The sequence below is a fragment of the Burkholderia sp. BE17 genome (assembly GCF_009362305.1).
GTDB classification, from domain to species: Bacteria; Pseudomonadota; Gammaproteobacteria; order Burkholderiales; family Burkholderiaceae; genus Burkholderia; species Burkholderia pyrrocinia_C.
Window position 1 is genome coordinate 64656 of the sequence record NZ_WHNU01000006.1, and the last position, 23484, is coordinate 88139.

Sequence of the window (23484 nt, forward strand, 5' to 3'; positions counted from 1 at the left end):
CAGCATAACGGGGAACGCGCGGCCGGTGTACAAGGCCGGCGCCGGCCGTGCGACTGTCGCGCCGACGCAACCCTGCCGGCGCGCGGCGTCACGCCAGCCCGGACTGCCGCCGCCGTGCGATGCCCGTCACGCGGCGCCGACCAGCCGGTAGCCGACGCCCGTTTCGGTGACGATGTACTCGGGCTGCGCCGGGTCGCGCTCGAGCTTCTGGCGCAGGTGCGCCATGTAGATGCGCAGGTAGTGATGGCTCTCGACGTGCGACGGCCCCCACACGTCGCGCAGCAACTGGCGGTGCGTGAGCACGCGCCCCGCGTGCCGCACGAGCGTCGCGAGCAGCCGGTATTCGAGCGGCGTCAGGTGCACGATCTCGCCGTCGCGCCACACCTGGCGCAGCGCGAGATCGACGCTCACGGTGCCGAAGCTCACCTTCGGCGTCTCGTTCGCGCCGCCCTGGTTGCGCCGGCGCAGTTGCGCGCGGATCCGCGCGCGCAGCTCGGACACGCCGAACGGCTTGGTCAGGTAGTCGTCGGCGCCCGCGTCGAGCGCCGCGACCTTCTCCTCTTCCTGCGTGCGCGCGGACAGCACGATCACCGGCACCTCGGACCAGCCGCGCAACTCGCGGATCACGTCGAGGCCGTCGGTGTCGGGCAGGCCGAGGTCGACGATCACGAGATCGGGCTTGCGCGTCGCCGCGTCGATCAGCCCCTGCTTGCCCGTCTCGGCCTCGAACACCGCGATGTCCTCCTCTTCGAGCGCGGCGCGCACGAAGCGGCGGATCTGCTTTTCGTCCTCGATCAGGACAACGGTCAGGCTGGGTTCACTCATGGTCTGGCAATGGCTCGGATGGGGACGATGCGCCCGGTACGTCGGATTCGTCGTCGGGCACGGCGGGTGCGGCCGGCGGCGTCTCGACCGGCAGCGTGAACCAGAAGCGCGCGCCCGTCACGCGGCCGTCGGGCGCGGTGCGGTTGAGCGCGCCGATTCTACCGCCGTGCGCCTCGACGATCGCTCGGCAGATCGCGAGGCCGAGCCCGATGCCCGGCGTCGCCGATTCCTTCTCGCCGCGCGTGAACTTGTCGAAGATTCGCGTTTCCATGCCGGCCGGCAGGCCCGGGCCGTGATCGTCGACGTGCACGCGCACGAACGGCATCCCGTCGTCGGTCACGCGCTCCGCGCCGATCTCGATCGACGTGTCGGGCGGCGTGTACTTCGCCGCGTTCTCGAACAGGTTGGTAAAAAGCCGCTCCATCAGCACCGCGTCCATCTGCAGCAGCGGCAGGTCGGCCGGCAGCGACACGCGCGCGGGATGGCGCGCGAGCACGCGCTTGCACGCGGCGAGCGCGGCGCCGACGGTTTCCTCGAGCAGCGACCACTGGCGCTTGAGCTGCAGGCTGCCGGCCTGCAGCCGCGCCATGTCGAGCAGGTTCGTGACGATGCCCGTCATCCGCAGCGCCTCGTCGTGGATCGCGTCGACGAGTTCGCCCTCGCGCTGCGCGAACCGTTCGGCCGCCGCGGCGTCGCCGCCCTGCGAGGCCGCGCGCCCGTTCGCGAGCATCGACGAGAAGCCGACGATCGTCGTGAGCGGCGTGCGCAGGTCGTGCGAGATCGCCGACAGCAGCGAGTTGCGCAGCCGCTCGGATTCCATGTTGACGAGCGCGTCGCGCGCGATCTCGACGTAGTGCACGCGTTCGAGCGCGAGCGCGATCTGCGCGGCGAATGCGTCGAGCATGCGCTGCTGCTCGGGCACCTCGAGCTCGCGCGGCTCGCGCGACACGACCGCGAGCACGCCGCGCGTGCGCATCGGCGCCTTCAGCGGCAGGTACAGCGCGGCCGTTGCGGGCAGCGTGTCGGTGCCGCGGCCGGCCGGCTTCTGCTGGTCGTACACCCACTGGCCGACGTCGCTGTCGAGATCGGCGCCCGTCAGCGTGACGGCCGCGTCGGGCTCCTCGATCTTCTGGCGCACCTTGTCCGCGCTGTCGGGCAGCAGGAACGCGACACGCGCGCGAAACACCTCGCCCACGTGGCGGCTGCCGATCTCGACGATCTGCTCGGTTGTCAGCGCCGCGCCCAGTTCGCGCGCCATCGCATAGATCGCGCCGGTGCGGCGCTCGCGGCGCTGCGCGATGCTCGCCTGGCGCGTCAGCGTCGACGTCAGGTGGCTGATCACGAGCGACGTCAGCAGCATCCCGAAGAAGGTCAGCAGGTATTGCGTGTCGCTGACCGAGAACGACATGCGCGGCGGCACGAAGAAGAAATCGAATGCGGCCACCGACAGGAACGACTGCAGCACGCCCGGGCCGCGCCCGAGCCGCACGGCCGAGAACACGACGCCGAGCAGGTACAGCATCACGAGGTTCGTGAGGTCGAGCCGCTCGGACACGACGTTTGCGACGACGGTGATCGCCGCGCAGATCGCGGCCGCGTACACGTAGTGCCGCGGCGGCGAACGGTGCGTGCCGAACTTCGCGAACGCATCGCGCCAGTCGCGCGCACGCGGGTCGAGCGGCGCCGCGCGCGCCTCGTCGCTCGCGGACGCACGGATCAGCATCAGGTCGACGTCGCCCGCGCGTTCGGCGAGCTGCTCGCCGAACGGCCGCGCGAAGCGGCGCATGAGCCCGACCTTCGGCGAGCCGCCCGCGACGATCTTCGACACGTTGCGCACCTTCGCATAGCCGATCAGCGCGGCGACCGCGTCGCCGCCGGCGAGCGTGGCCGTTTCCGCGCCGAGCTCGGCCGCGAGCTTCAGCGCGTCGAGCGTGCGCTGCCGCTGCGCGTCGGGCAACCGCTGCAGGCGCGGCGTCTCGACATACACGGCGATCCAGTCGGCCTTCAGGCTCGCGGCGAGCCGGGCGGCCGCGCGCACGAGCGTCGGCGCTTCGGCGCCCGGACCGACGCATACGAGCAGCCGCTCGCGCGCCTGCCAGATACGCTGGATCGAACGGTCGGCGCGGTATTCGCGCATCTGCGCATCGACGCGGTCGGCCGTGCGCCGCAGCGCCAGCTCGCGCAGCGCGATCAGGTTGCCCTTGCGGAAGAAGTTGCGCACCGCGCGCTCGGCTTGCTGCGCGAGATAGACCTTGCCGTCGCGCATCCGCTCGAGCAGTTCCTCGGCCGGCAGGTCGACGAGCGTGACTTCGTCGGCCGCGTCGAACACGCGGTCGGGCACGGTCTCCCAGACGCGGATGCCGGTGATCGCACCGACCACGTCGTTCAGGCTTTCGAGGTGCTGGACATTGACGGTCGTATACACGTCGATGCCCGCGTCGAGCAGTTCGTAGACGTCCTGCCAGCGCTTCAGGTGCCGTGCGCCCTGCACGTTCGAATGCGCGAGTTCGTCGACGAGGATCAGTTGCGGCTGGCGCGCAAGCGCGCCATCGAGATCGAATTCGGCGAGCGTGCGGCCGCGATAGTCGATGCGCGCGAGCGGCAGCACGTCGAAACCGTCGAGCAGCGCGGCGGTTTCGCTGCGGCCGTGGGTCTCGACAATGCCGACGACGACGTCGACGCCGTCCTGCAGGCGCTGGCGCGCGGCCTGCAGCATCGCGTAGGTCTTGCCGACGCCGGCCGATGCGCCGAAGAAGATCTTGAGCTGGCCGCGCCGCTGCTTTTCTTCGTCTCGCTGCAGCTTGTCGAGGAGTTGGTCTGGATCGGGACGGTTCATGCGTCAGGAAGGCGGAGCGCCCGGATGCGCGCGAGTACGAGCATTGTTGTTCCAAATCGCCGCAAAAGGCAAAGACGGCGCATGCGCCGTCGGAAAAAGTGCGTCCGGGAAACCGGCATCCGGCGCGGGTCGTGCCGCGCCGGACGCCGGACGCCGGATGCCGGACGCCGGATGCCGGATGCCGGATGCCGGACGCCGGACGCCGGTTGCCGGTTGCCGGTTGCCGGCTGCCGGATGCCGGTTGCCGGGCCGGAAGCCCGGACGCGCGATCAGTGCGCGACCTGCGCCGCGTCGAGCGCGAGGTTCAGCTTCAGCACGTTCACGCGCGGCTCGCCGAGCACGCCGAGCTGGCGGCCCGTCGTGTTCGCGGCGACGATCTGCGCGACCGCATCGGGCGCCAGGCTGCGCGCCTTCGCGACGCGTTCGACCTGGTATGCGGCGGCGGCCGGCGTGATCTCCGGATCGAGGCCGCTCGCCGACGCCGTCACGAGGTCGACCGGCACGGGCTTCGACATGTCGGTGCCGGCATCGCGCAGCGCGGCGATGCGCCCCTTCACCTGGTCGGCGAGCGACGGGTTCAGCGGGCCGAGGTTCGAGCCGCCGGAACCGGTCGCGTTGTACGGCATCGGCGACGTGGCCGACAGCCGGCCCCAGAAGTACTTCGGCGCATCGAACTGCTGGCCGATCAGCGCGGAGCCGACCGCCTTGCCGTCCTTCTCGATCAGGCTGCCGTTCGCCTGCGACGGGAACACGGCCTGGCCGAACACGGTCATCACGGCCGGGTAGGCGAGCCCCGTCACGGCGGTCAGGACGACAAAGAGCACGACGAGCGGACGAATCAACGTTTTCATGATGTTTCCTTCAAGACCTCAGGCCCAGCCGAGCGCGGCGAGCGTCATGTCGATCAGCTTGATGAACGGGAACGGCAGCAGCAAGCCGCCGAGGCCGTACACGAGCAGGTTGCGGCGCAGCAGCGACGCGGCGCCGAGCGGCCGGTATGCGACGCCCTTCAGCGCGAGCGGGATCAGCGCGACGATGATCAGCGCGTTGAAGATCACCGCCGACAGGATCGCGGACGCCGGCGACGTCAGGTGCATGATGTCGAGCACGCGCAACTGCGGGTACGTCGTCACGAACGCGGCCGGGATGATCGCGAAGTACTTCGCGATGTCGTTCGCGATCGAGAACGTGGTCAGCGAACCGCGCGTCATCAGCATCTGCTTGCCGATCTCGACGATCTCGATCAGCTTCGTCGGGTTCGAATCGAGGTCGACCATGTTGCCCGCTTCCTTCGCGGCCTGCGTGCCCGTGTTCATCGCGACCGCGACGTCGGCCTGCGCGAGCGCCGGCGCGTCGTTCGTGCCGTCGCCCGTCATCGCGACGAGGCGCCCCGCCGCCTGATGCTCGCGGATCGTCGCGAGCTTGGTTTCCGGCGTCGCTTCCGCGAGGAAATCGTCGACGCCCGCTTCCGCCGCGATCGCCGCGGCCGTCAGCCGGTTGTCGCCCGTCACCATCACGGTCTTGATGCCCATCTTGCGCAGTTCCGCGAAGCGCTCCTTGATGCCGCCCTTCACGATGTCCTTCAGCTCGATCACGCCGAGCACGCGCGCCGCCCCTTCATGCAGGTCGGCCACGACGAGCGGCGTGCTGCCGCGGCGCGCGACGTCGTCGACCGCGCGGCGCACTTCTTCCGGGAAGCGGCTGCCGTGCGTCTCGACGTAGCGGCGGATCGCGTCGGCCGCGCCCTTGCGGATCTCGCGGCCGGGCAGGTCGACCCCGCTCATCCGGGTCTGCGCGGAGAAGCCGATGAACGTCGCGTGCAACTGCCCCATGTCGCGCTGGCGAATGTTGAAGCGCTCCTTCGCGAGCACGACGATGCTGCGGCCTTCCGGCGTTTCGTCGGCGAGCGACGACAGTTGCGCGGCATCGGCCAGCGCTTCCTCGGTCACGCCCGGCGCGGGCACGAACGTCGATGCCTGGCGGTTGCCGAGCGTGATCGTGCCGGTCTTGTCGAGCAGCAGCACGTCGACGTCGCCGGCCGCTTCCACCGCGCGGCCCGACGTCGCGATCACGTTCGCCTGCATCATCCGGCTCATCCCCGCCACGCCGATCGCGGACAACAGCCCGCCGATCGTCGTCGGGATCAGGCACACGAGCAGCGCGACGAGCGCGGTGATCGTCACCACGTGGCCGGCCTTCATCGCTTCGACCGAGAACATCGAGAACGGCAGCAGCGTCGCGGTCGCGAGCAGCATCACGATCGTCAGCGCGACCAGCAGGATCGTCAACGCAATCTCGTTCGGCGTCTTCTTGCGCTTCGCGCCTTCGACCATCGCGATCATCCGGTCGAGGAACGCCTCGCCGGGGTTCGCGGTGACCTTCACGACGATCCAGTCGGACAGCACGCGCGTGCCGCCCGTCACCGACGAGAAGTCGCCGCCCGATTCGCGGATCACCGGCGCGGATTCGCCGGTGATCGCCGATTCGTCGACCGATGCAACACCGTCGACGACCTCGCCGTCGGCCGGGATCACGTCGCCGGTCTCGACGAGCACGATGTCGCCACGGCGCAGGTCGGATGCGGTCATGATGCGGATCGGCGACTTCGGATGCGGCTCGTTGAGCTTCTTCGCCATCACGTCTTTCTTCGCACTGCGCAGCGATGCGGCCTGCGCCTTCGAGCGCCCTTCGGCGAGCGCTTCGGCGAAGTTCGCGAACAGCACCGTGAACCACAGCCACAGCGCGATCGCGAGGATGAAGCCCGCGGGCGCCTCGGCCTGGCCGGCGAGCGCCGCGATCCACAGGATCGTGGTCAGGATGCTGCCGACGTACACGCAGAACATCACCGGGTTGCGGAACTGCGTGCGCGGCGTGAGTTTCTTGAACGAATCCACGATCGCCGGGCGCAGCAGCGCCGGATCGAACATGGACCGTGTTGCGGAATGTTGAGTCATTGCGATCTCTTCAATCTCTTCAGTCTTTTCAATGTGTGACCATGCGGGCGCGCGTCACGCGCCCAGCCACATCATCAGGTGCTCGACGCCAGGGCCGAGCGCTAGCGCCGGCACGTAGGTCAGCGCGCCCACCAGCAGCACGGTGCCGAGCAGCAGCACGACGAACAGCGGACCGTGCGTCGGCAGCGTGCCGCTCGTCACCGCGATGCGCTTCTTCGCGGCGAGCGAGCCGGCGATCGCCAGCACCGGCACGATCGTGCCGAAGCGGCCGAACCACATCGCGATCGCGGTCATCCAGTTGTAGAACGGCGTACCGACCGTCAGGCCCGCGAACGCGCTGCCGTTGTTGTTCGCGGCCGAGCTGAACGCGTACAGGATTTCCGAGAAGCCGTGCGGGCCCGGGTTCGCGATGCCGGCCTTGCCCGCATCGGCGAGCACGGCGATCGACGTACCGACCAGCACCAGCAGCGGCGTGAGCAGCACGACGATCGACACCATCTTCATCTCGTACGACTCGATCTTCTTGCCGACGTATTCCGGCGTGCGGCCGATCATCAGGCCGGCGACGAACACCGCGAGCAGCGCGAACACGAGCATCCCGTAGAGGCCCGAGCCGACCCCGCCGTAGACCACCTCGCCGAGCTGCATCAGCAGCATCGGCACGAGGCCGCCGAGCGGCGTCAGCGAATCGTGCATCGTGTCGACCGCGCCGCACGACGCGGCCGTCGTCGCGACCGTGAAGATGCCGGTCTGCGCAATCCCGAAGCGGGTTTCCTTGCCTTCCATGTTGCCGCCCGGCTGCAGCGCGCTCGCCGACTGGTCGACGTGCAGCGCGACGAGCGTCGGGTTGCCGCCCTGCTCGGCGCTCACCTCGACGCCGACCGCGACCGCGAACGCGACCGTCATCGCCGCGAGCACCGCAATGCCCTGCCGGCGGTCGCCGATCATGCGGCCGAACACGAGACACAGCGCGGCCGGGATGATCAGGATCGAGAAGATCTGCAGGAAGTTCGCGAACGGCGTCGGGTTCTCGTACGGGTGCGCGGAGTTCGCGTTGAAGAAGCCGCCACCGTTGGTGCCGAGCATCTTGATCGCTTCCTGCGACGCGACCGGGCCCATCGCGAGCGTCTGCTTCGTGAGCGGGGTCGGCACCGTCACCGGGTTGCCCTTGTCGTCCTTCACCGGGTTGCCCTGCGCGTCGAGCTTCGGCGCCGCATAGGTGCTCGCCTGCAGCACCGGCACGTCCAGGTACGCCTTCATGTTCTGGATCACGCCCTGGCTCATCAGCAGCGCGGCGACGATCATCGCCATCGGCACGAGCACGTACATCGTCACGCGCGTGAGGTCGACCCAGAAGTTGCCGATCGTCTGCGCGGTGTGGCGCGCGAAGCCGCGGATCAGCGCGATCACGACGACGATGCCGGTCGCCGCGGACAGGAAGTTCTGCACGGTCAGGCCGAGCATCTGCGCCAGATAGCTGACGGTCTGCTCCGGTGTGTAGTCCTGCCAGTTCGTGTTGGTGACGAAGCTGACAGCCGTGTTGAACGCGCCGTCGACCGTCATCGCGCCGAACTGCTGCGGGTTGCCGGGCAGGAAGCCCTGCAGGCGCAGCAGGCCATAGAGGAACAGCGCGCCGAGCGCGTTGAACGCGATCGTCGCGACCGCGTACTGCTTCCAGTTCATCTCGCTGCCGGCGTCGACGCCGGCGATGCGGTACAGCACGCGTTCGAGCGGCCCGAACACGCGCACGACGCGCGAGCTGCCGTCCATCACCGCCGTCAGATAGCGGGCGACCGGCACGGCCGCCGCCAGCAGCACGACGATGAAGAGCAGCATCTGCAACAGGTTGTTCGCGTTCATTCGATGTCCTCCGCGCGCAGCAGCGCAAAGACGAGATACGCGAACAGCAGGGCCGTCGATGCGCCCGCCAGCCAAAGCATCCAGGTCATGCTCGCCCCCCGCGACCGTATTGCACGAGCTTCTCGCAACCGGCAATCAAACCGAGGATCAGCGCGGTGAAAAGCACCAGGGCGCCGATAAAAACCCCATCCATTTTTGTGTTCTCCGTCGTCGAAGTCAGACGACTAGAACCTTATGGGAACGCACGTAAAGGACGGGTCAAAGGTATCGGGGCGGTTATAAAAAAGGTGTAAACGCGAGGCGGGAGAAAAGCGGAGGCAGGACGGGCGGCGCCGCAGCGCCACCCGCGAAGGCGCGTGCCGGCATGGCGCCGGCACGAAAGGAACGCTCAGGGAACGAGGATCGTCGAGCCGGTGGTCTTGCGCGCTTCGAGATCTTCATGCGCGCGGCCGACTTCCGCGAGCGGATAACGCTGGTTGATGCTCGTCTTCACCTTGCCCGACAGCAGCACGTCGAACAGCTCGGCGGCGGCGGCTTCTAGATCGGCGCGCTTCGCGATGTACGAGAACAGCGTCGGCCGCGTGAAGAACAGCGAGCCGCGCGACGAGAACTCCTTCGAGTCGATCGGCGGCAGCGGGCCCGACGCGTTGCCGAAGCTGACGAACAGCCCGAGCGGCGCGAGGCTGTCGAGCGAGCCGATGTAGGTGTCCTTGCCGATCGAATCGTAGACGACCGGCACGCCCGCGCCGCTCGTGATCTCCTTCACGCGCTGCGTGAAGTTCTCGCGCGTATAGACGACCGGATGGTCGCAGCCGTACGCCTTCGCCAGCTCGGCTTTTTCGTCGGAGCCGACCGTGCCGATCACGGTCGCGCCGAGCGCCTTCGCCCACTGGCACACGAGCAGGCCGACGCCGCCGGCCGCCGCGTGGATCAGGATCGTGTCGCCGGCCTTCACCCGATACGTGCGGCGCAGCAGGTAGTGCGCGGTCAGGCCCTGCAGCATCACCGACGCCGCATCGTCATAGCTGATGCCGTCCGGCAGCTTCACGAGCCGCTCGGCCGGCATCACGCGCTCCTGCGCATACGCACCCGGCGGCTGCCCGACATAGGCGACCCGGTCGCCCACCTTGAGCGCGGTCACGCCGTCGCCGACGGCCGTCACCTCGCCCGCGGCCTCCATCCCGAGGCCGCCGGGCAGCGGCTGCGGATAGAGGCCCGTGCGGAAATACACGTCGATGTAGTTGAGCCCGACCGCATGCTGCCGGATGCGGACTTCGCCCGCCTTCGGCTCGCCGACCTCGACATCGACCCACTTCATCACATCCGGGCCGCCCGGTTGGTCGTATCGGATTGCTTTCGGCATCGTTTCGCTCCTCGTCTGTCAATCGGTCAGGAAAAAATCCGGGTCGCCGATGCGCGGGCCGGCCGATTCATGCGGGAACCGGGCGGCGGGTACGCGTCGCGACGCACGATTCTCGCGCGTCGCGGCTATCCGTGCATGGCCCTGCCCCCAACAGGGGCAATCGGGCGCGACAGGCTGCCTAGCAAACGTCCTGCATGTTCCGCGCCAGATCGTCGAGCAGCATCCGCGCCGTAGCAACGTTGGTCGCGACCGGCACGTCGTGCACGTCGCATGCGCGCACGAGCGCGGTGATGTCGGGGTCGTGCGGCTGCGCGGTCATCGGGTCGCGCAGGAACACGACGATGTCGATGCGGCCGTCGGCCAGTTCCGCGCCGATCTGCAGGTCGCCGCCGAGCGGCCCCGACAGCTTGCGCTCGACCTCCAGCCCGTGCGCGGCCGCGATGCGGCCGCCCGTCGTGCCCGTCGCGACCAGCCGGCATTGCGCGAGCGTCTCGCGAAATTGACCCGCGAGCGCGACGATCTCGTCCTTCTTCGCGTCGTGCGCAATCAGTGCGATGCGGGGTTTGCTCATCTCCGGTTCCTTTGTCGTTTGGTTGTTGTCGTGATCGTGATCTGGCGAGCGCGCGTCAGAACGTGCCCGGATACGCGCCGCCGTCGAGCAGCCAGTTCTGCCCGGTGATATAGCCGGCATGCACGCTGCACAGGAACGCGCAGGCCGCGCCGAATTCGGCGCGCGTGCCGAGGCGGCCGGCCGGGATGTCCTTCGTGCGCCGCGCGCGCATTTCGTCGACCGTCACGCCCTGCGCCTGCGCCGACGCCGCGAGCGTCGTCGCGATCCGGTCGGTGTCGAACAGCCCCGGCAGCAGGCTGTTGATCGTCACGCCCTGGCCGGCGACCTTGCGCGACAGCCCCGCGACGAAGCCGGTCAGCCCCGAGCGCGCGCCGTTCGACAGCGCGAGCACGTCGATCGGCGCCTTCACGGCCGAACTCGTGATGTTGACGATCCGGCCGAAGCCGCGCGCGATCATCCCGTCGATGGTCGCGCGGATCAGCTCGATCGGCGTCAGCATGTTCGACTCGAGCGCGCGGATCCAGTCGTCGTGCGAGAAGTCGCGGAAGTCGCCGGGCGGCGGGCCGCCCGCATTGTTCACGAGAATGTCCGGCTGCGGACACGCGGCGAGCGCGGCCGCCCGCCCGTCGGGCGTCGTGATGTCGCACGCGACCGCCGTGACCGACACGCCCGACGCCGCGCGGATCGCGTCGGCGGTGGCTTCGAGCGTGTCGCGCGTGCGCGCGACGATCACGAGGTTCACGCCCTCGGCGGCCAGCGCTTCCGCGCAGCCGCGCCCGAGGCCCTTGCTTGCCGCGCACACGAGCGCGGTCTTTCCTGCGATGCCGAGATCCATCGTCGATTCCCTGGTGGCGACGCGCGCCGATGCGGCCCCCGGTGCGGCCCCATGCCGCGCCGGTGGGCGGGCGAACGGGCGGGCGCGGCGCGCGGATTGTCGTGAGACGTCGATAATATCCGGATCATGCGACGCGCCTTGGTAAAATTGCGGCCATAAGCGGCGGCCGGCTTGCGCCCGCCACCGCACCGATCCCCTTTTGCCGCCAGGGCGCCCCCGTCATGAAACAGGACAGCCGTTTCCCGAATCTCTTCATCCTCGATCACCCGCTGATCCAGCACAAGCTCACCCACATGCGCGACAAGGACACGTCCACGCGCACGTTCCGCGAGTTGCTGCGCGAGATCACGCTGCTGATGGGCTATGAGATCACCCGCAACCTGCCGATCACGACCAGACGGGTCGAAACCCCGCTCGTCGAGGTCGATGCACCCGTGATCGCGGGCAAGAAGCTCGCGATCGTGCCCGTGCTGCGCGCGGGCATCGGGATGTCGGACGGCCTGCTCGACCTGGTCCCGTCCGCGCGCGTCGGCCACATCGGCGTGTACCGCGCCGACGACCACCGCCCGGTCGAATACCTCGTGCGCCTGCCCGACCTCGAGGACCGCATCTTCATCCTGTGCGACCCGATGGTCGCGACCGGCTATTCGGCCGTGCATGCGGTCGACGTGCTCATGCGCCGCAACGTGCCGGCCGCGAACATCATGTTCGTCGCGCTCGTCGCCGCGCCCGAGGGCGTGCAGGTGTTCCAGGACGCGCACCCGGACGTGAAGCTGTATGTCGCTTCGCTCGATTCGCACCTGAACGAGCACGCGTACATCGTGCCGGGCCTCGGCGACGCGGGCGACCGCCTGTTCGGCACCAAGAACTGACGTGCCTGCGCGGCCGCGCGGCGCGCCGTCGGGTGCCCCGCTGCGGCCGGCCCGGCCGTTCGGCCATGCGCGGTGGCCCCGATCCGACGGTCGCCGCGTGATAAAATCTCGATCCACTCGACATGCGCGGCCCCGCGGCTTCATGCCCGCCGAAACGGCCGCCGATTCAACGACACATTGGCACAATCGCCCGCGCAGCGCGCCCGGGCACGGAGAAAGGTATGGCTGGTCATTCGAAATGGGCCAACATCAAGCATAAGAAGGCAGCGGCAGACGCGAAGCGCGGCAAGGTCTGGACCCGCCTGATCAAGGAAATCCAGGTTGCGGCCCGCCTCGGCGGCGGCGACGTCGGCTCGAACCCGCGCCTGCGTCTCGCGGTCGACAAGGCGGCCGACGCGAACATGCCGAAGGACAACGTCAAGCGCGCGATCGATCGCGGCGTCGGCGGCGCGGACGGTGCGAACTACGAGGAAATCCGCTACGAAGGCTACGGCATCAGCGGCGCGGCGATCATCGTCGACACGCTGACCGACAACCGCACCCGTACGGTCGCGGAAGTTCGCCACGCGTTCTCGAAGTTCGGCGGCAACATGGGCACCGACGGCTCGGTCGCGTTCATGTTCGATCACGTCGGCCAGTTCCTGTTCGCGCCCGGCACGTCGGAAGACGCGCTGATGGAAGCCGCGCTCGAAGCCGGCGCGAACGACGTGAACACGAACGACGACGGCTCGATCGAAGTGCTGTGCGACTGGCAGGAATTCTCGAAGGTGAAGGACGCGCTCGAAGCTGCCGGCTTCAAGGCCGAACTCGCCGAAGTGACGATGAAGCCGCAAAACGAAGTCGAATTCACCGGCGACGACGCGGCGAAGATGCAGAAGCTCCTGGACGCGCTCGAGAACCTCGACGACGTGCAGGACGTGTATACGAACGCCGTCATCGTCGAGGAATGAAGTGCCGGCCGCCGTGCTCCTGTCGCGGCGGCGGCCCGACCGAATCCGCGGCCGGCGCGCCTGAGCGTGCCGGCCGCCCTGTTTTCTAGTCTGCGGGGAATCCCATGAAACTACTCGTCGTTGGCTCCGGCGGCCGCGAACACGCGCTGGCGTGGAAGCTCGCGCAGTCGCCGCGCGTCCAGATGGTCTACGTCGCACCCGGCAATGGCGGCACGGCGCAGGACGAGCGTCTGAAGAACGTCGACATCACGTCGCTCGACGAACTCGCCGATTTCGCGGAACGCGAAGGCGTCGCGTTCACGCTCGTCGGGCCGGAAGCACCGCTCGCGGCCGGCATCGTCAACCTGTTCCGCGCGCGCGGCCTGAAGGTGTTCGGCCCGACCCGCGAAGCCGCGCAGCTCGAAAGCTCGAAGGATTTCGCGAAGGCGTTCATGAAGCGTCACGGCATCCCGACGGCCGACTACGAAACCTTCTCCGATGCGGCAGCAGCACATGCGTACATCGACGCGAAGGGTGCGCCGATCGTCGTGAAGGCCGACGGCCTCGCGGCCGGCAAGGGTGTCGTCGTCGCGCTGACGCTCGAAGAGGCGCATGCCGCCGTCGACATGATGCTGTCGGGCAACAAGCTCGGCGACGCCGGCGCGCGCGTCGTGATCGAGGAATTCCTCGACGGCGAGGAAGCGAGCTTCATCGTGATGGTCGACGGCAAGCACGCGCTGGCGCTGGCTTCCAGCCAGGACCACAAGCGCCTGCTCGACGAGGACCGCGGCCCGAACACCGGCGGCATGGGCGCGTATTCGCCCGCGCCGATCGTCACGCCGCAGATGCACGCACGCGTGATGCGCGAAATCATCATGCCGACCGTGCGCGGGATGGAGAAGGACGGCATCCGCTTCACGGGTTTCCTGTATGCGGGCCTGATGATCGATAAGGAAGGCAATCCGCGCACGCTCGAGTTCAACTGCCGGATGGGCGACCCGGAAACGCAGCCGATCATGGCGCGCCTGAAGAGCGATTTCTCGAAGGTCGTCGAGCAGGCGATCGCGGGCACGCTCGATACGGTCGAACTCGACTGGGACCGCCGCACCGCGCTCGGCGTCGTGCTGGCCGCGCACGGCTACCCGGACGCGCCGCGCAAGGGCGACCGCATCAACGGGATCCCGGCCGAGACCGAACAGGCCGTCACGTTCCATGCGGGCACGACGCTCGGCGACGGCGACAAGCTCGTGACGTCCGGCGGCCGCGTGCTGTGCGTGGTCGGCCTCGCCGATTCGGTGCGCGAAGCGCAGCAGCATGCGTACGACACGATCAACCAGATCAATTTCGAAGGCATGCAGTACCGCCGCGACATCGGTTTCCGCGCGCTCAACCGCAAGAGCGTGTGACGATCGCTTCGGGCACGCCGCAAGGCCGCGCGCCCGCTCCTCTGCCGGGGTTCGATAGAATGCCCGGCAGATGCCTTTTTTACGGCCCCCGCTTCGAGCGGGGGCACCCAGTCCAGACATGACCGATTCGACCTACGACGTGGCGCGCGTGCGCACGTACCTCCAGGGCCTGCAGGCACGCATCGCCGACGCGCTCGGCGCGCTCGACGGCACGCCGCTCGCGACCGACGCCTGGCAGCGCGGGCCGGCCGAGCGCCTGCGCGGCGGCGGCTGCACGCGGATTCTCGAAGGCGGCCGCGTGTTCGAACGCGCGGGAATCGGCTTTTCGGACGTCGCAGGCGACGCGCTGCCGCCGTCGGCGAGCGCGGCACGCCCGCAACTCGCGGGCCGCGGCTTCGAGGCGCTCGGCGTGTCGCTCGTGCTGCACCCGCGCAATCCGTACTGCCCGACCGTGCACATGAACGTGCGGATGCTGATCGCGACGAAACCAGGCGAGGATCCCGTGTTCTGGTTCGGCGGCGGCATGGATCTGACACCGGTTTACGGCTTCGAGGACGACGCGCGGCATTTCCACCAGACCTGCAAGGATGCGCTCGACCCGTTCGGCGCCGAGCTCTACCCGCGCTTCAAGAAATGGTGCGACGAGTATTTCTTCCTGAAGCACCGCAACGAGATGCGCGGCATCGGCGGGATCTTCTTCGACGATTTCTCCGAGCCAGGTTTCGAACGCTCGTTTGACATGATGCAAAGCGTCGGCGATGCGTTCCTGCAGGCCTACCTGCCGATCGTCGAGCGCCGCGCCGACCTGCCGTACGGCGAGCGCGAGCGCGACTTCCAGGCCTACCGCCGCGGCCGTTACGTCGAATTCAACCTCGTGTTCGACCGTGGCACGCTGTTCGGCCTGCAAAGCGGCGGCCGGACCGAGTCGATCCTGATGTCGATGCCGCCGGTCGCGAACTGGCGCTACAACTGGCAGCCCGAACCGGGAACGCCGGAAGCGCGCCTGTACAGCGACTTCATCGTGCCGCGCGACTGGGTGTGAGCCCGCGCGCCCCGATGCCCCAAGAAAAGGACGCGTTTCTGGACACCACCACCCGCCCCGCCCCGCTGCCGCGTCGTATCGGCTTGCTGGGCGGCACTTTCGACCCGATCCACGACGGCCATCTCGCGCTCGCGCGCCGGTTCGCCAAACTGCTCGGGCTGACCGAGCTCGTGCTGCTGCCCGCCGGGCAGCCGTACCAGAAGCGCGACGTGTCGGCCGCCGAGCACCGGCTCGCGATGACGCGCGCAGCCGCGGATTCGCTCGTGCTGCCGGGCGTGACCGTGACCGTCGCCACCGACGAGATCGAGCACGCCGGCCCGACCTACACGGTCGACACGCTCGCGCGCTGGCGCGAGCGGGTCGGCCCGGACGCGTCGCTGTCGCTGCTGATCGGCGCCGACCAGCTCGTGCGCCTCGACACGTGGCGCGACTGGCGCAAGCTGTTCGACTACGCGCACATCTGCGCGTCGACGCGCCCGGGCTTCGAGCTCGACGCGGCGCCGCCGGAGGTTGCGCGGGAAATCGCCGCGCGGCAGGCCGGCGCCGACGTGCTGAAGGCCACGCCGGCCGGCCGCCTGCTGATCGACACGACCCTCGCGTTCGACATCGCCGCGACCGACATCCGCGCGCACCTGCGCGAATGCATCGCGCGCCATGCGCAAATGCCCGACGCGTCGGCCGAGCATGTGCCGGCCGCCGTATGGGCCTATATTCTTCAACATCGCCTCTACCACACCTGATTCCATGGATATTCGCAAACTGCAGCGCGTGATCGTCGACGCCCTCGAAGACGTCAAGGCGCAAGACATCAAGGTGTTCAACACCAGCCACCTGACCGAACTGTTCGACCGCGTGGTCGTCGCATCGGGCACCTCCAACCGCCAGACCAAGGCCCTCGCGTCGAGCGTGCGCGACAAGGTCAAGGAAGCCGGCGGCGACATCGTCAGCTCCGAGGGCGAGGAAACCGGCGAATGGGTGCTCGTCGACTGCGGCGACGCCATCGTGCACATCCTGCAGCCGGCCCTGCGCCAGTACTACAACCTCGAGGAAATCTGGGGCGACAAGCCCGTGCGGATGAAGCTCGGCGGCGGCAAGGGCCAGAATGGCTTCGCAACGGCCAGCGAAGACGACGAAGAAGAGGAAGAAGCCGCGCCGGCCCGCCCGGCACGCAAGACGGCCGCCCGCCGCCGCTAAGTCGTCACGAATCGTCCCGATGAAGCTTTTCATCCTCGCGGTCGGCCACAAGATGCCGGGCTGGATCGCATCCGGCTTCGACGAATACACGAAGCGGATGCCGCCCGAGCTGCGCATCGAGCTGCGCGAGATCAAGCCCGAACTACGCTCGGGCGGCCGTAGCGCCGAGAGCGTGATGGCGGCCGAGCGGCAGAAGATCGAGGCCGCGCTGCCGAAGGGCGCGCGGCTCGTCGCGCTCGACGAGCGCGGCCGCGACTGGACCACGATGCAGCTCGCGCAGGCGCTGCCCGGCTGGCAGCAGGACGGCCGCGACGTCGCGTTCGTGATCGGCGGCGCCGACGGGCTCGATCCGGAACTGAAAGCACGCGCCGACGTGCTGCTGCGCATCTCGAGCATGACGCTGCCGCACGGGATGGTGCGCGTGCTGCTCGCCGAACAGCTTTACCGGGCGTGGAGCATCACGCAGAATCACCCCTACCACCGCGCATGACGCGTCGTCCTCGCGACGCGCGCCGCGCGCGCCCACCGAGATAACGACACCATGCCGTCCAGCACGTCCCCCGCGCTTTTCCCGATCCTTTACCTCGCTTCGCAAAGCCCGCGCCGCCAGGAGCTGCTGCTGCAGATCGGCGTACGCTTCGAGCTGCTGCTGCCGCGCCCCGACGAGGACGCCGAGGCGCTCGAAGCCGAACTGCCCGGCGAAGCCGCCGATGCGTACGTGCGGCGCGTGACCGTCGCGAAGGCCGAAGCCGCGCGTGCGCGCCTCGTCGCGAGCGGCAAGCCGGCCGCGCCGGTGTTGGTTGCCGATACGACCGTCACGATCGACGGCGCGATCCTCGGCAAGCCGGCCGACGCCGATGACGCACTCACGATGCTGACGCGCCTCGCGGGCCGCGAACACGCGGTGCTGACCGCCGTCGCCGTGATCGATGCCCGCGGCGAACTGCTGCCGCCCGCGCTGTCGCGCTCGTCGGTGCGCTTCGCGGCGGCGTCGCGCGACGCCTATGCGCGCTACGTCGAAACGGGCGAGCCGTTCGGCAAGGCCGGCGCGTATGCGATCCAGGGGCGCGCGGCCGAATTCATCGAGCGGATCGACGGTTCCCATTCGGGTATCATGGGTCTGCCCCTTTTTGAGACCGCGGCGCTGTTGCGCGCCGCGCGTGTCGCCTTCTGAAGCCCACCATGAACGAAGAAATCCTGATCAACCTCACGCCGCAGGAAACGCGGGTCGCACTCGTCCAGCAAGGCGCGGTGCAGGAGCTTCACGTCGAGCGCACGCTGTCGCGCGGGCGGGTCGGCAACATCTATCTCGGCAAGGTCGTGCGCGTGCTGCCCGGCATGCAGTCGGCGTTCATCGACATCGGCCTCGAGCGCGCGGCGTTCCTGCACGTCGCCGACATCTGGCATCCGCGCCTCGCGGGCGAGCCGCAATCGAGCGCGCCGCACCAGCCGATCGAGAAGACCGTGTTCGAGGGCCAGACGCTGATGGTCCAGGTGATCAAGGATCCGATCGGCACGAAGGGCGCGCGACTGTCGACGCAGGTCAGCATCGCGGGCCGCACGCTCGTCTACCTGCCGCAGGAACCGCATATCGGCATCTCGCAGAAGATCGAGAGCGAGGCCGAGCGCGAGGCCGTGCGCGCGCGCCTGACGGCCGTGATCCCGCCGGACGAGAAAGGCGGCTACATCGTGCGCACGATCGCCGAGGATGCGACCTCGGACGAGCTGGCCGGCGACGTCACGTACCTGCGCAAGACGTGGGCGACGATCGTAGGGCTTGCGCAGCGGCTGCCGGCGACGAGCCTGCTGTACCAGGATCTCGATCTCGCACAGCGCGTGCTGCGCGATTTCGCGAACGACGACACGACGCGCATCCAGGTCGATTCGCGCGAGACGTACCAGCGGCTCTCCGAATTCGCGTCCGAGTTCACGCCGGCCGTGAGCCCGAAGCTGCACCACTACACGGGCGAGCGGCCGCTGTTCGACCTGTACAACATCGAGACGGAGATCCAGCGCGCACTGTCGCGCCGCGTCGACCTGAAGTCGGGCGGCTACCTGATGATCGACCAGACCGAGGCGATGACGACGATCGACGTGAACACGGGCGGCTATGTCGGCGCGCGCAACTTCGACGACACGATCTTCAAGACCAACCTCGAGGCCGCGCACACGATCGCGCGGCAGCTGCGGCTGCGCAACCTCGGCGGGATCATCATCATCGACTTCATCGACATGGAAAACGCCGAGCATCGCGACGCGGTGCTGTCCGAGTTGAAGAAGGCGCTGTCGCGCGACCGCACGCGCGTGACGGTCAACACGTTCTCGCAGCTCGGGCTCGTCGAGATGACGCGCAAGCGCACGCGCGAATCGCTCGCGCACGTGCTGTGCGAGCCGTGCCCGACCTGCCAGGGCAAGGGCCAGGTGAAGACGTCGCGCACCGTGTGCTACGACATCCTGCGCGAGATCCTGCGCGAATCGCGGCAGTTCAATCCGCGCGAATTCCGCGTGATCGCCGCGCAGCAGGTGATCGATTTGTTCCTCGACGAGGAGTCGCAGCATCTCGCGATGCTGATCGACTTCATCGGCAAGCCGGTGTCGCTGCAGGTCGAATCGAACCTGAGCCAGGAGCAGTACGATATCGTGCTGATGTAAGGTTCCGCCCATCCGCCGCCGGCATCGCCGCGCGGCGCTTCGATGCGGCGCCCGGGCCGCTCGCGCATCCCGCGCCGGCGCCCGCCGCCGCCCTTTCACTTACCCTTTTCGTATTCATCACGCACCATGAGCCAAGGCCACAACCGCCGCCAGCGCAAGAAACTCCACATCGGCGAGTTCCAGGAACTCGCGTTCAACGCGACCGCGCATTACCGCAACGAGATGACCGACCTCGAACGCGGCCAGTTGATCGACGCATTCATCGACTTCGTCGAAGCGAACGGGCTGCTGACCGTCGCGTCCGCGGACGAAGGCATCGGCGCCTACGTGATCTCCGGCGCGCCGCGCGGCACGACGACCGACGCCGATCGCGAGATCGTGCTCGGCTGGCTGGCCGCACGGCCGGAACTGACCGACGTCAAGGTCAGCGAATTCACCGATGCGTGGTATCCGGACGCCTGACTTTCCGGTTTCTCCCTGCAGCGGGCAGCGCCCGCGCCTGCCCGCCGTGAAGGCGGGCCAGGCCGGCGCCTGTATGCCCCGCCGTCTCTTCCGCCTCCCTTACCCGTCGCCCGATACCCGCGCAACCGGCGCCGGCTCGCACGATTCACGCCGTGTCGACCGCGACTACCCCCGATCAGGCGCCGCAGCCGCATCCTCACCCGTCATTCGGCATTCCCCGCCCCGCCTCCGATCCCTTCCTTTTCCCGACAGTCCGCCTCCAATCGGCCATCGAAATCGGTCCTGAAAGCAAGACACGTTAAACTCTCACCTCGCGTGGTGCGCCGCCCGCACCCGCCATCCATCGCCAGCCGCGTGCCCTCGGGCCGCCCCCGACCCATGGAGTGAGTGTCAATGAGCGGCGGACTTCCGTTTCCCGCATCCCGCAAGTCGTTCCCGTCGTCGACGGTCTTCCTGATTCTCGCCGCCGCCGTGCTGCTGTCCGGCTGCGGGCTGCTGCCGGTCCAGAATCCGCCCGCGCCGATCAGCGAGGCGCTCGTCGAACCCGTCGAGGAAACCGCAGGCGAGCCACTGACGATGCCGCCCGTGCCGGCGCCGACGCAGCCGGAGGAGCCGGAAGCGCCGAAGAAGCCGCATCGCGAGGTGACGCGGCCGAAGCCCGTGCAGCGCCCCGAAACGCCGACGCCGCCGCCTCCGCCGCCCGCGCCGCTCGTCGCGACGCGCACGCTCGACCGCACCCAGATCCACGCGCTGCTCGACAGCGAAGTCGCGCGCCGCAACGGCAAGGTGATCGGCCGCGCGGTCGACATGGTGGCCGACGCGAGCGGCAAGCCGCGCGAGATGGTCGTCAACCTGCAGGGTTTCATGGGCGTCGGCGACCGCAAGGTCATCTTCCCGTGGAACGTGTTCCACTTCACGCCGGGCGGCAAGCACGAGCCGATCGTGCTCGACGTGCCGTCGGGCGACCTGCCGCCGGCCGCGCGGCCAAAGGCCGTGCCGCTGTCGGGCTCGGCCGCGGCGTCGCCGACGACGCGGCTGCCGATGCTCGACAGCGACGTCGAGCGCCCGAACGGCACGAAGATCGGCCGCGTCGTCGACGTGCTGATCGACCGTGACGCGCAGCCGCAGGCCGTCGTGCTCGACCTCGGCGGGCTCGTCAATACCGACCGCCGCTCGATCGCCGCGAACTGGGCCGCGCTGCGCTTCGTCACGCGCGACAAGGCGCTGCATCCGCAGCTCGACCTGAACGACGCGCAGATCAAGGCGTCGCCGCCCTACGCGGCCGACAAGCCGATCGTCGCGGTCTCGCCGCCGCCCCCTGCCGCCCCCGCGCCGGCTTCGTCTGCGAGTGCCACGCGATGACGATCAAGCATTCCGTCAGCGTACGCAGTCTGCGGTCCCTCGACTGGCTCAACTTCTTCGTTGCAAACGTTCAAACCGGGTTCGGTCCGTTCATCGCGTCCTACCTCGCGTCGCACAAGTGGACGCAAGGCGAGATCGGCATGGTGCTGTCGATCGGCACGATCAGCGCGATGGTCAGCCAGGTGCCGGGCGGCGCGGCCGTCGATGCGCTGAAGAACAAGAAAGGCGCGGCCGCGTGGGCGATCGCGGCCATCATCCTGTCCGCGGTGCTGCTCGCGTCGAGCCCGACGATCGTGCCGGTGATCGCCGCCGAGGTGTTCCACGGTTTCGCGAGCTGCATGCTCGTGCCGGCGATGGCCGCGATCTCGTTCTCGCTCGTCGGCCGCGCCGATCTCGGCGACCGGCTCGGCCGCAATGCGCGCTGGGCGTCGATCGGCAGCGCGGTCGCGGCGGGCCTGATGGGGCTCACCGGCGAATACTTCTCCGCGCGCGCGGTGTTCTGGTTGACCGCGGTGCTGGCGCTGCCCGCGCTGTTCGCGCTCGCGATGATCCAGCCGACGCACGAGGTGATTCCGCAGTCGTCGCAGCCCGACGACCACGGCGATCACGACGAAGCCGGCGAGCGCGAAACGCTGCTCGAACTGCTGCGCGACCGCCGGATGCTGATCTTCGCGGCGTGCGTCGTGCTGTTCCACCTGTCGAATGCGGCGATGCTGAACCTCGCGGCCGGCGAAGTCACGGCCGGGATGGGCGAGAACGTGCAGCTCGTGATCGCCGCGTGCATCATCGTGCCGCAGGCGATCGTCGCGATGCTGTCGCCGTGGGTCGGCCGCTCCGCGCAACGCTGGGGGCGCCGGCCGATCCTGCTGCTCGGCTTCTCCGCACTGCCGGTGCGCGCGCTGCTGTTCGCGGGCGTGAGCAGCCCGTACCTGCTCGTGCCCGTGCAGATGCTCGACGGCATCAGCGCGGCCGTGTTCGGCGTGATGCTGCCGCTGATCGCGGCCGACGTCGCGGGCGGCAAGGGCCGCTATAACCTGTGTATCGGGCTGTTCGGGCTCGCGGCCGGGATCGGCGCGACGCTCAGCACGGCCGCGGCCGGCTACGTCGCCGATCACTTCGGCAACACGGTCAGCTTCTTCGGGCTCGCGGGCGCGGGTGCGCTCGCGGTGCTGCTGGTCTGGCTCGTGATGCCCGAAACGCGCGTCGAGAACGGCGACGCGGCGGCCGACGAGCCGGCCGCCGCGTCGCCCGAACAGGCGCACTGAGGCCGACGCGCCGCCGTCACCCGCTTCTTGGCCAACTCATGATGGATACGATCAGGACACTCAACGAAGCCCGCCAGCAGATCCAGCAGTCGGTCTTCGATCTGTTCAAGGGACTGACCTTGGGCGAGCGTTTCGTGCAAGGCGTGCTGATGGCCGTCCAGGCCGTCTGCGGCGCGTGCCTCGCATACACGATCGGGCGTGCGCTGCACACCGAGCAGGCCGTGTGGGCGGCGGTCACCGCGATCGCCGTCACACAGCACAACTACTCCGACACGATGTCGCTGTCGCGCGACCAGTTCATCGGCGCGATGATCGGCGGCGTGCTCGGCTTCGCGGGCGCCGCGCTCGGCGGCGATCGCCTCGTCGCCTATGCGCTCGCGGTCGCGCTCACGATCGTCTGCTGCTGGTGCCTGAACGTCGGCAGCGCGGCACGGCTCGGCGGCGTGACCGCGACGATCGTGCTGCTGTTTCCGGGCAACGGCCCGCTGTGGGACATTCCGCTGATGCGGCTCGGCGAGGTGACGCTCGGCACCGTGTGCGCGCTGGGCGTGTGCTGGGGGATGTCGAGAATCGAGCGACGCTGGTTCCGCCGCGCGGCGGCAAAATGACGCGGCTGCCGGGCGCGCGCCCGGCAACCGGATGAACGGCGGGAAACGTTACTCGCCGATCTGCAGCACGATGCCCGAGCCGATCTGCACGAGCAGGTGATCGCCGCCCACGCCGACCCAGTGATAACCACGCGGCGGCGGGCTCAGGTGGTAACCACGCCAGTCGTCGATCACATACTGGCGGTCGCGGAATTCGTCGGGCAACCGGTCGCCCTTGTGCCAGTCGCGGCGCGGCTGGTCGGCCCAGCGCGGCGGTACGTCGTCCTCGCGGTGCATCGCCTGGCCGGGCGGCATGTGTTTCGGGCCATGGCCGCGATGCATGCCGTGATTGTCGTGGTTGTCGTAATTGCCGTGATCCTGCGCCATCGCGGCCGGCGCGGCAAAACCCGCCGCGATCAGCGCGGCCAACATCATGCAGTGCATCTTCTTCATCGTGCCTTCCCTCCGT

The 23484-nt window shown here is 68.8% G+C and carries 23 protein-coding genes; 13 read left to right on the plus strand and 10 right to left on the minus strand.

Features of this window, described 5'->3' with window-relative positions; genetic code table 11:
* Nucleotides 1–126 precede the first annotated feature (126 nt).
* The 9 genes from kdpE to GD429_RS07740 form a co-directional block, all read right to left on the minus strand.
* Nucleotides 127–825 carry a two-component system response regulator KdpE gene (gene kdpE / locus GD429_RS07700; protein WP_111016467.1) on the minus strand — a complete coding sequence of 233 codons (699 nt, stop codon included), beginning with the start codon at nt 823–825 and terminating at the stop codon, nt 127–129.
* Nucleotides 818–3661 carry a DUF4118 domain-containing protein gene (locus GD429_RS07705; RefSeq protein WP_152856399.1) on the minus strand — a complete coding sequence of 948 codons (2844 nt, stop codon included), beginning with the start codon at nt 3659–3661 and terminating at the stop codon, nt 818–820. Before GD429_RS07705 ends, kdpE begins: the two co-directional genes overlap by 8 nt.
* Nucleotides 3662–3930: 269 nt before the next feature.
* Complete coding sequence (gene kdpC / locus GD429_RS07710) at nt 3931–4512, minus strand: potassium-transporting ATPase subunit KdpC (RefSeq protein ID WP_152856400.1); 582 nt, start codon at nt 4510–4512, stop codon at nt 3931–3933.
* 18 nt (nt 4513–4530) lie between these two features.
* Nucleotides 4531–6615, minus strand: coding sequence for a potassium-transporting ATPase subunit KdpB (gene kdpB, locus GD429_RS07715; RefSeq protein WP_152856401.1), 2085 nt, complete (start codon nt 6613–6615; stop codon nt 4531–4533).
* 54 nt (nt 6616–6669) lie between these two features.
* A complete protein-coding gene (gene kdpA, locus GD429_RS07720; RefSeq protein WP_152856402.1) occupies nt 6670–8475 on the minus strand; it encodes a potassium-transporting ATPase subunit KdpA in 1806 nt (601 codons plus the stop codon).
* A complete protein-coding gene (gene kdpF / locus GD429_RS07725; protein ID WP_006752209.1) occupies nt 8472–8564 on the minus strand; it encodes a K(+)-transporting ATPase subunit F in 93 nt (30 codons plus the stop codon). Before kdpF ends, kdpA begins: the two co-directional genes overlap by 4 nt.
* A gap of 299 nt (nt 8565–8863) precedes the next feature.
* Nucleotides 8864–9838, minus strand: coding sequence for a quinone oxidoreductase family protein (locus GD429_RS07730; protein WP_152856403.1), 975 nt, complete (start codon nt 9836–9838; stop codon nt 8864–8866).
* A 178-nt stretch (nt 9839–10016) separates the two neighbouring features.
* Nucleotides 10017–10409, minus strand: coding sequence for a methylglyoxal synthase (locus tag GD429_RS07735; RefSeq protein WP_152856404.1), 393 nt, complete (start codon nt 10407–10409; stop codon nt 10017–10019).
* A gap of 55 nt (nt 10410–10464) precedes the next feature.
* Nucleotides 10465–11244: an SDR family oxidoreductase gene (locus GD429_RS07740; protein WP_152856405.1), complete on the minus strand. Its 780-nt coding sequence runs from the start codon at nt 11242–11244 to the stop codon at nt 10465–10467.
* 221 nt (nt 11245–11465) lie between these two features.
* Here GD429_RS07740 and upp point away from each other — a divergent pair, with 221 nt between their 5' ends.
* The 13 genes from upp (at nt 11466) to GD429_RS07805 (ending at nt 23036) form a co-directional block, all read left to right on the plus strand.
* Nucleotides 11466–12116: a uracil phosphoribosyltransferase gene (gene upp / locus GD429_RS07745; protein WP_152856406.1), complete on the plus strand. Its 651-nt coding sequence runs from the start codon at nt 11466–11468 to the stop codon at nt 12114–12116.
* Nucleotides 12117–12337: 221 nt separating this feature from the next.
* The gene (locus tag GD429_RS07750) at nt 12338–13066 is read left to right on the plus strand and encodes a YebC/PmpR family DNA-binding transcriptional regulator (RefSeq protein ID WP_111016453.1); all 729 of its coding nucleotides are present in this window, start codon (nt 12338–12340) and stop codon (nt 13064–13066) included.
* A 104-nt stretch (nt 13067–13170) separates the two neighbouring features.
* Nucleotides 13171–14451, plus strand: a complete 1281-nt coding sequence (gene purD / locus GD429_RS07755; protein WP_152856407.1) for a phosphoribosylamine--glycine ligase — start codon at nt 13171–13173, stop codon at nt 14449–14451.
* A 118-nt stretch (nt 14452–14569) separates the two neighbouring features.
* Complete coding sequence (gene hemF / locus GD429_RS07760) at nt 14570–15493, plus strand: oxygen-dependent coproporphyrinogen oxidase (RefSeq protein ID WP_034184845.1); 924 nt, start codon at nt 14570–14572, stop codon at nt 15491–15493.
* Between the two features lie 14 nt (nt 15494–15507).
* Nucleotides 15508–16233 carry a nicotinate-nucleotide adenylyltransferase gene (locus tag GD429_RS07765; protein ID WP_152856408.1) on the plus strand — a complete coding sequence of 242 codons (726 nt, stop codon included), beginning with the start codon at nt 15508–15510 and terminating at the stop codon, nt 16231–16233.
* A gap of 4 nt (nt 16234–16237) precedes the next feature.
* Complete coding sequence (rsfS, locus tag GD429_RS07770; RefSeq protein WP_152856409.1) at nt 16238–16687, plus strand: ribosome silencing factor; 450 nt, start codon at nt 16238–16240, stop codon at nt 16685–16687.
* 19 nt (nt 16688–16706) lie between these two features.
* Nucleotides 16707–17177, plus strand: coding sequence for a 23S rRNA (pseudouridine(1915)-N(3))-methyltransferase RlmH (gene rlmH, locus GD429_RS07775; RefSeq protein WP_006484265.1), 471 nt, complete (start codon nt 16707–16709; stop codon nt 17175–17177).
* 51 nt (nt 17178–17228) lie between these two features.
* Complete coding sequence (locus GD429_RS07780; RefSeq protein ID WP_152856410.1) at nt 17229–17861, plus strand: Maf family protein; 633 nt, start codon at nt 17229–17231, stop codon at nt 17859–17861.
* A gap of 8 nt (nt 17862–17869) precedes the next feature.
* On the plus strand, nt 17870–19339 hold the full coding sequence (gene rng / locus GD429_RS07785; protein ID WP_152856411.1) for a ribonuclease G: 1470 nt from the start codon (nt 17870–17872) through the stop codon (nt 19337–19339).
* Nucleotides 19340–19465: 126 nt separating this feature from the next.
* Complete coding sequence (locus tag GD429_RS07790; RefSeq protein WP_152856412.1) at nt 19466–19801, plus strand: YggL family protein; 336 nt, start codon at nt 19466–19468, stop codon at nt 19799–19801.
* Between the two features lie 393 nt (nt 19802–20194).
* Nucleotides 20195–21163: a PRC-barrel domain-containing protein gene (locus GD429_RS07795; RefSeq protein ID WP_152856413.1), complete on the plus strand. Its 969-nt coding sequence runs from the start codon at nt 20195–20197 to the stop codon at nt 21161–21163.
* Nucleotides 21160–22428: an MFS transporter gene (locus tag GD429_RS07800; protein WP_152856414.1), complete on the plus strand. Its 1269-nt coding sequence runs from the start codon at nt 21160–21162 to the stop codon at nt 22426–22428. Before GD429_RS07795 ends, GD429_RS07800 begins: the two co-directional genes overlap by 4 nt.
* A 41-nt stretch (nt 22429–22469) precedes the next feature.
* Nucleotides 22470–23036, plus strand: coding sequence for an FUSC family protein (locus GD429_RS07805; RefSeq protein WP_152856490.1), 567 nt, complete (start codon nt 22470–22472; stop codon nt 23034–23036).
* Between the two features lie 48 nt (nt 23037–23084).
* On the opposite strand, the gene GD429_RS07810 is transcribed toward GD429_RS07805, so the two are convergent.
* The gene (locus tag GD429_RS07810) at nt 23085–23468 is read right to left on the minus strand and encodes an RcnB family protein (protein WP_152856415.1); all 384 of its coding nucleotides are present in this window, start codon (nt 23466–23468) and stop codon (nt 23085–23087) included.
* Nucleotides 23469–23484: the final 16 nt, after the last annotated feature.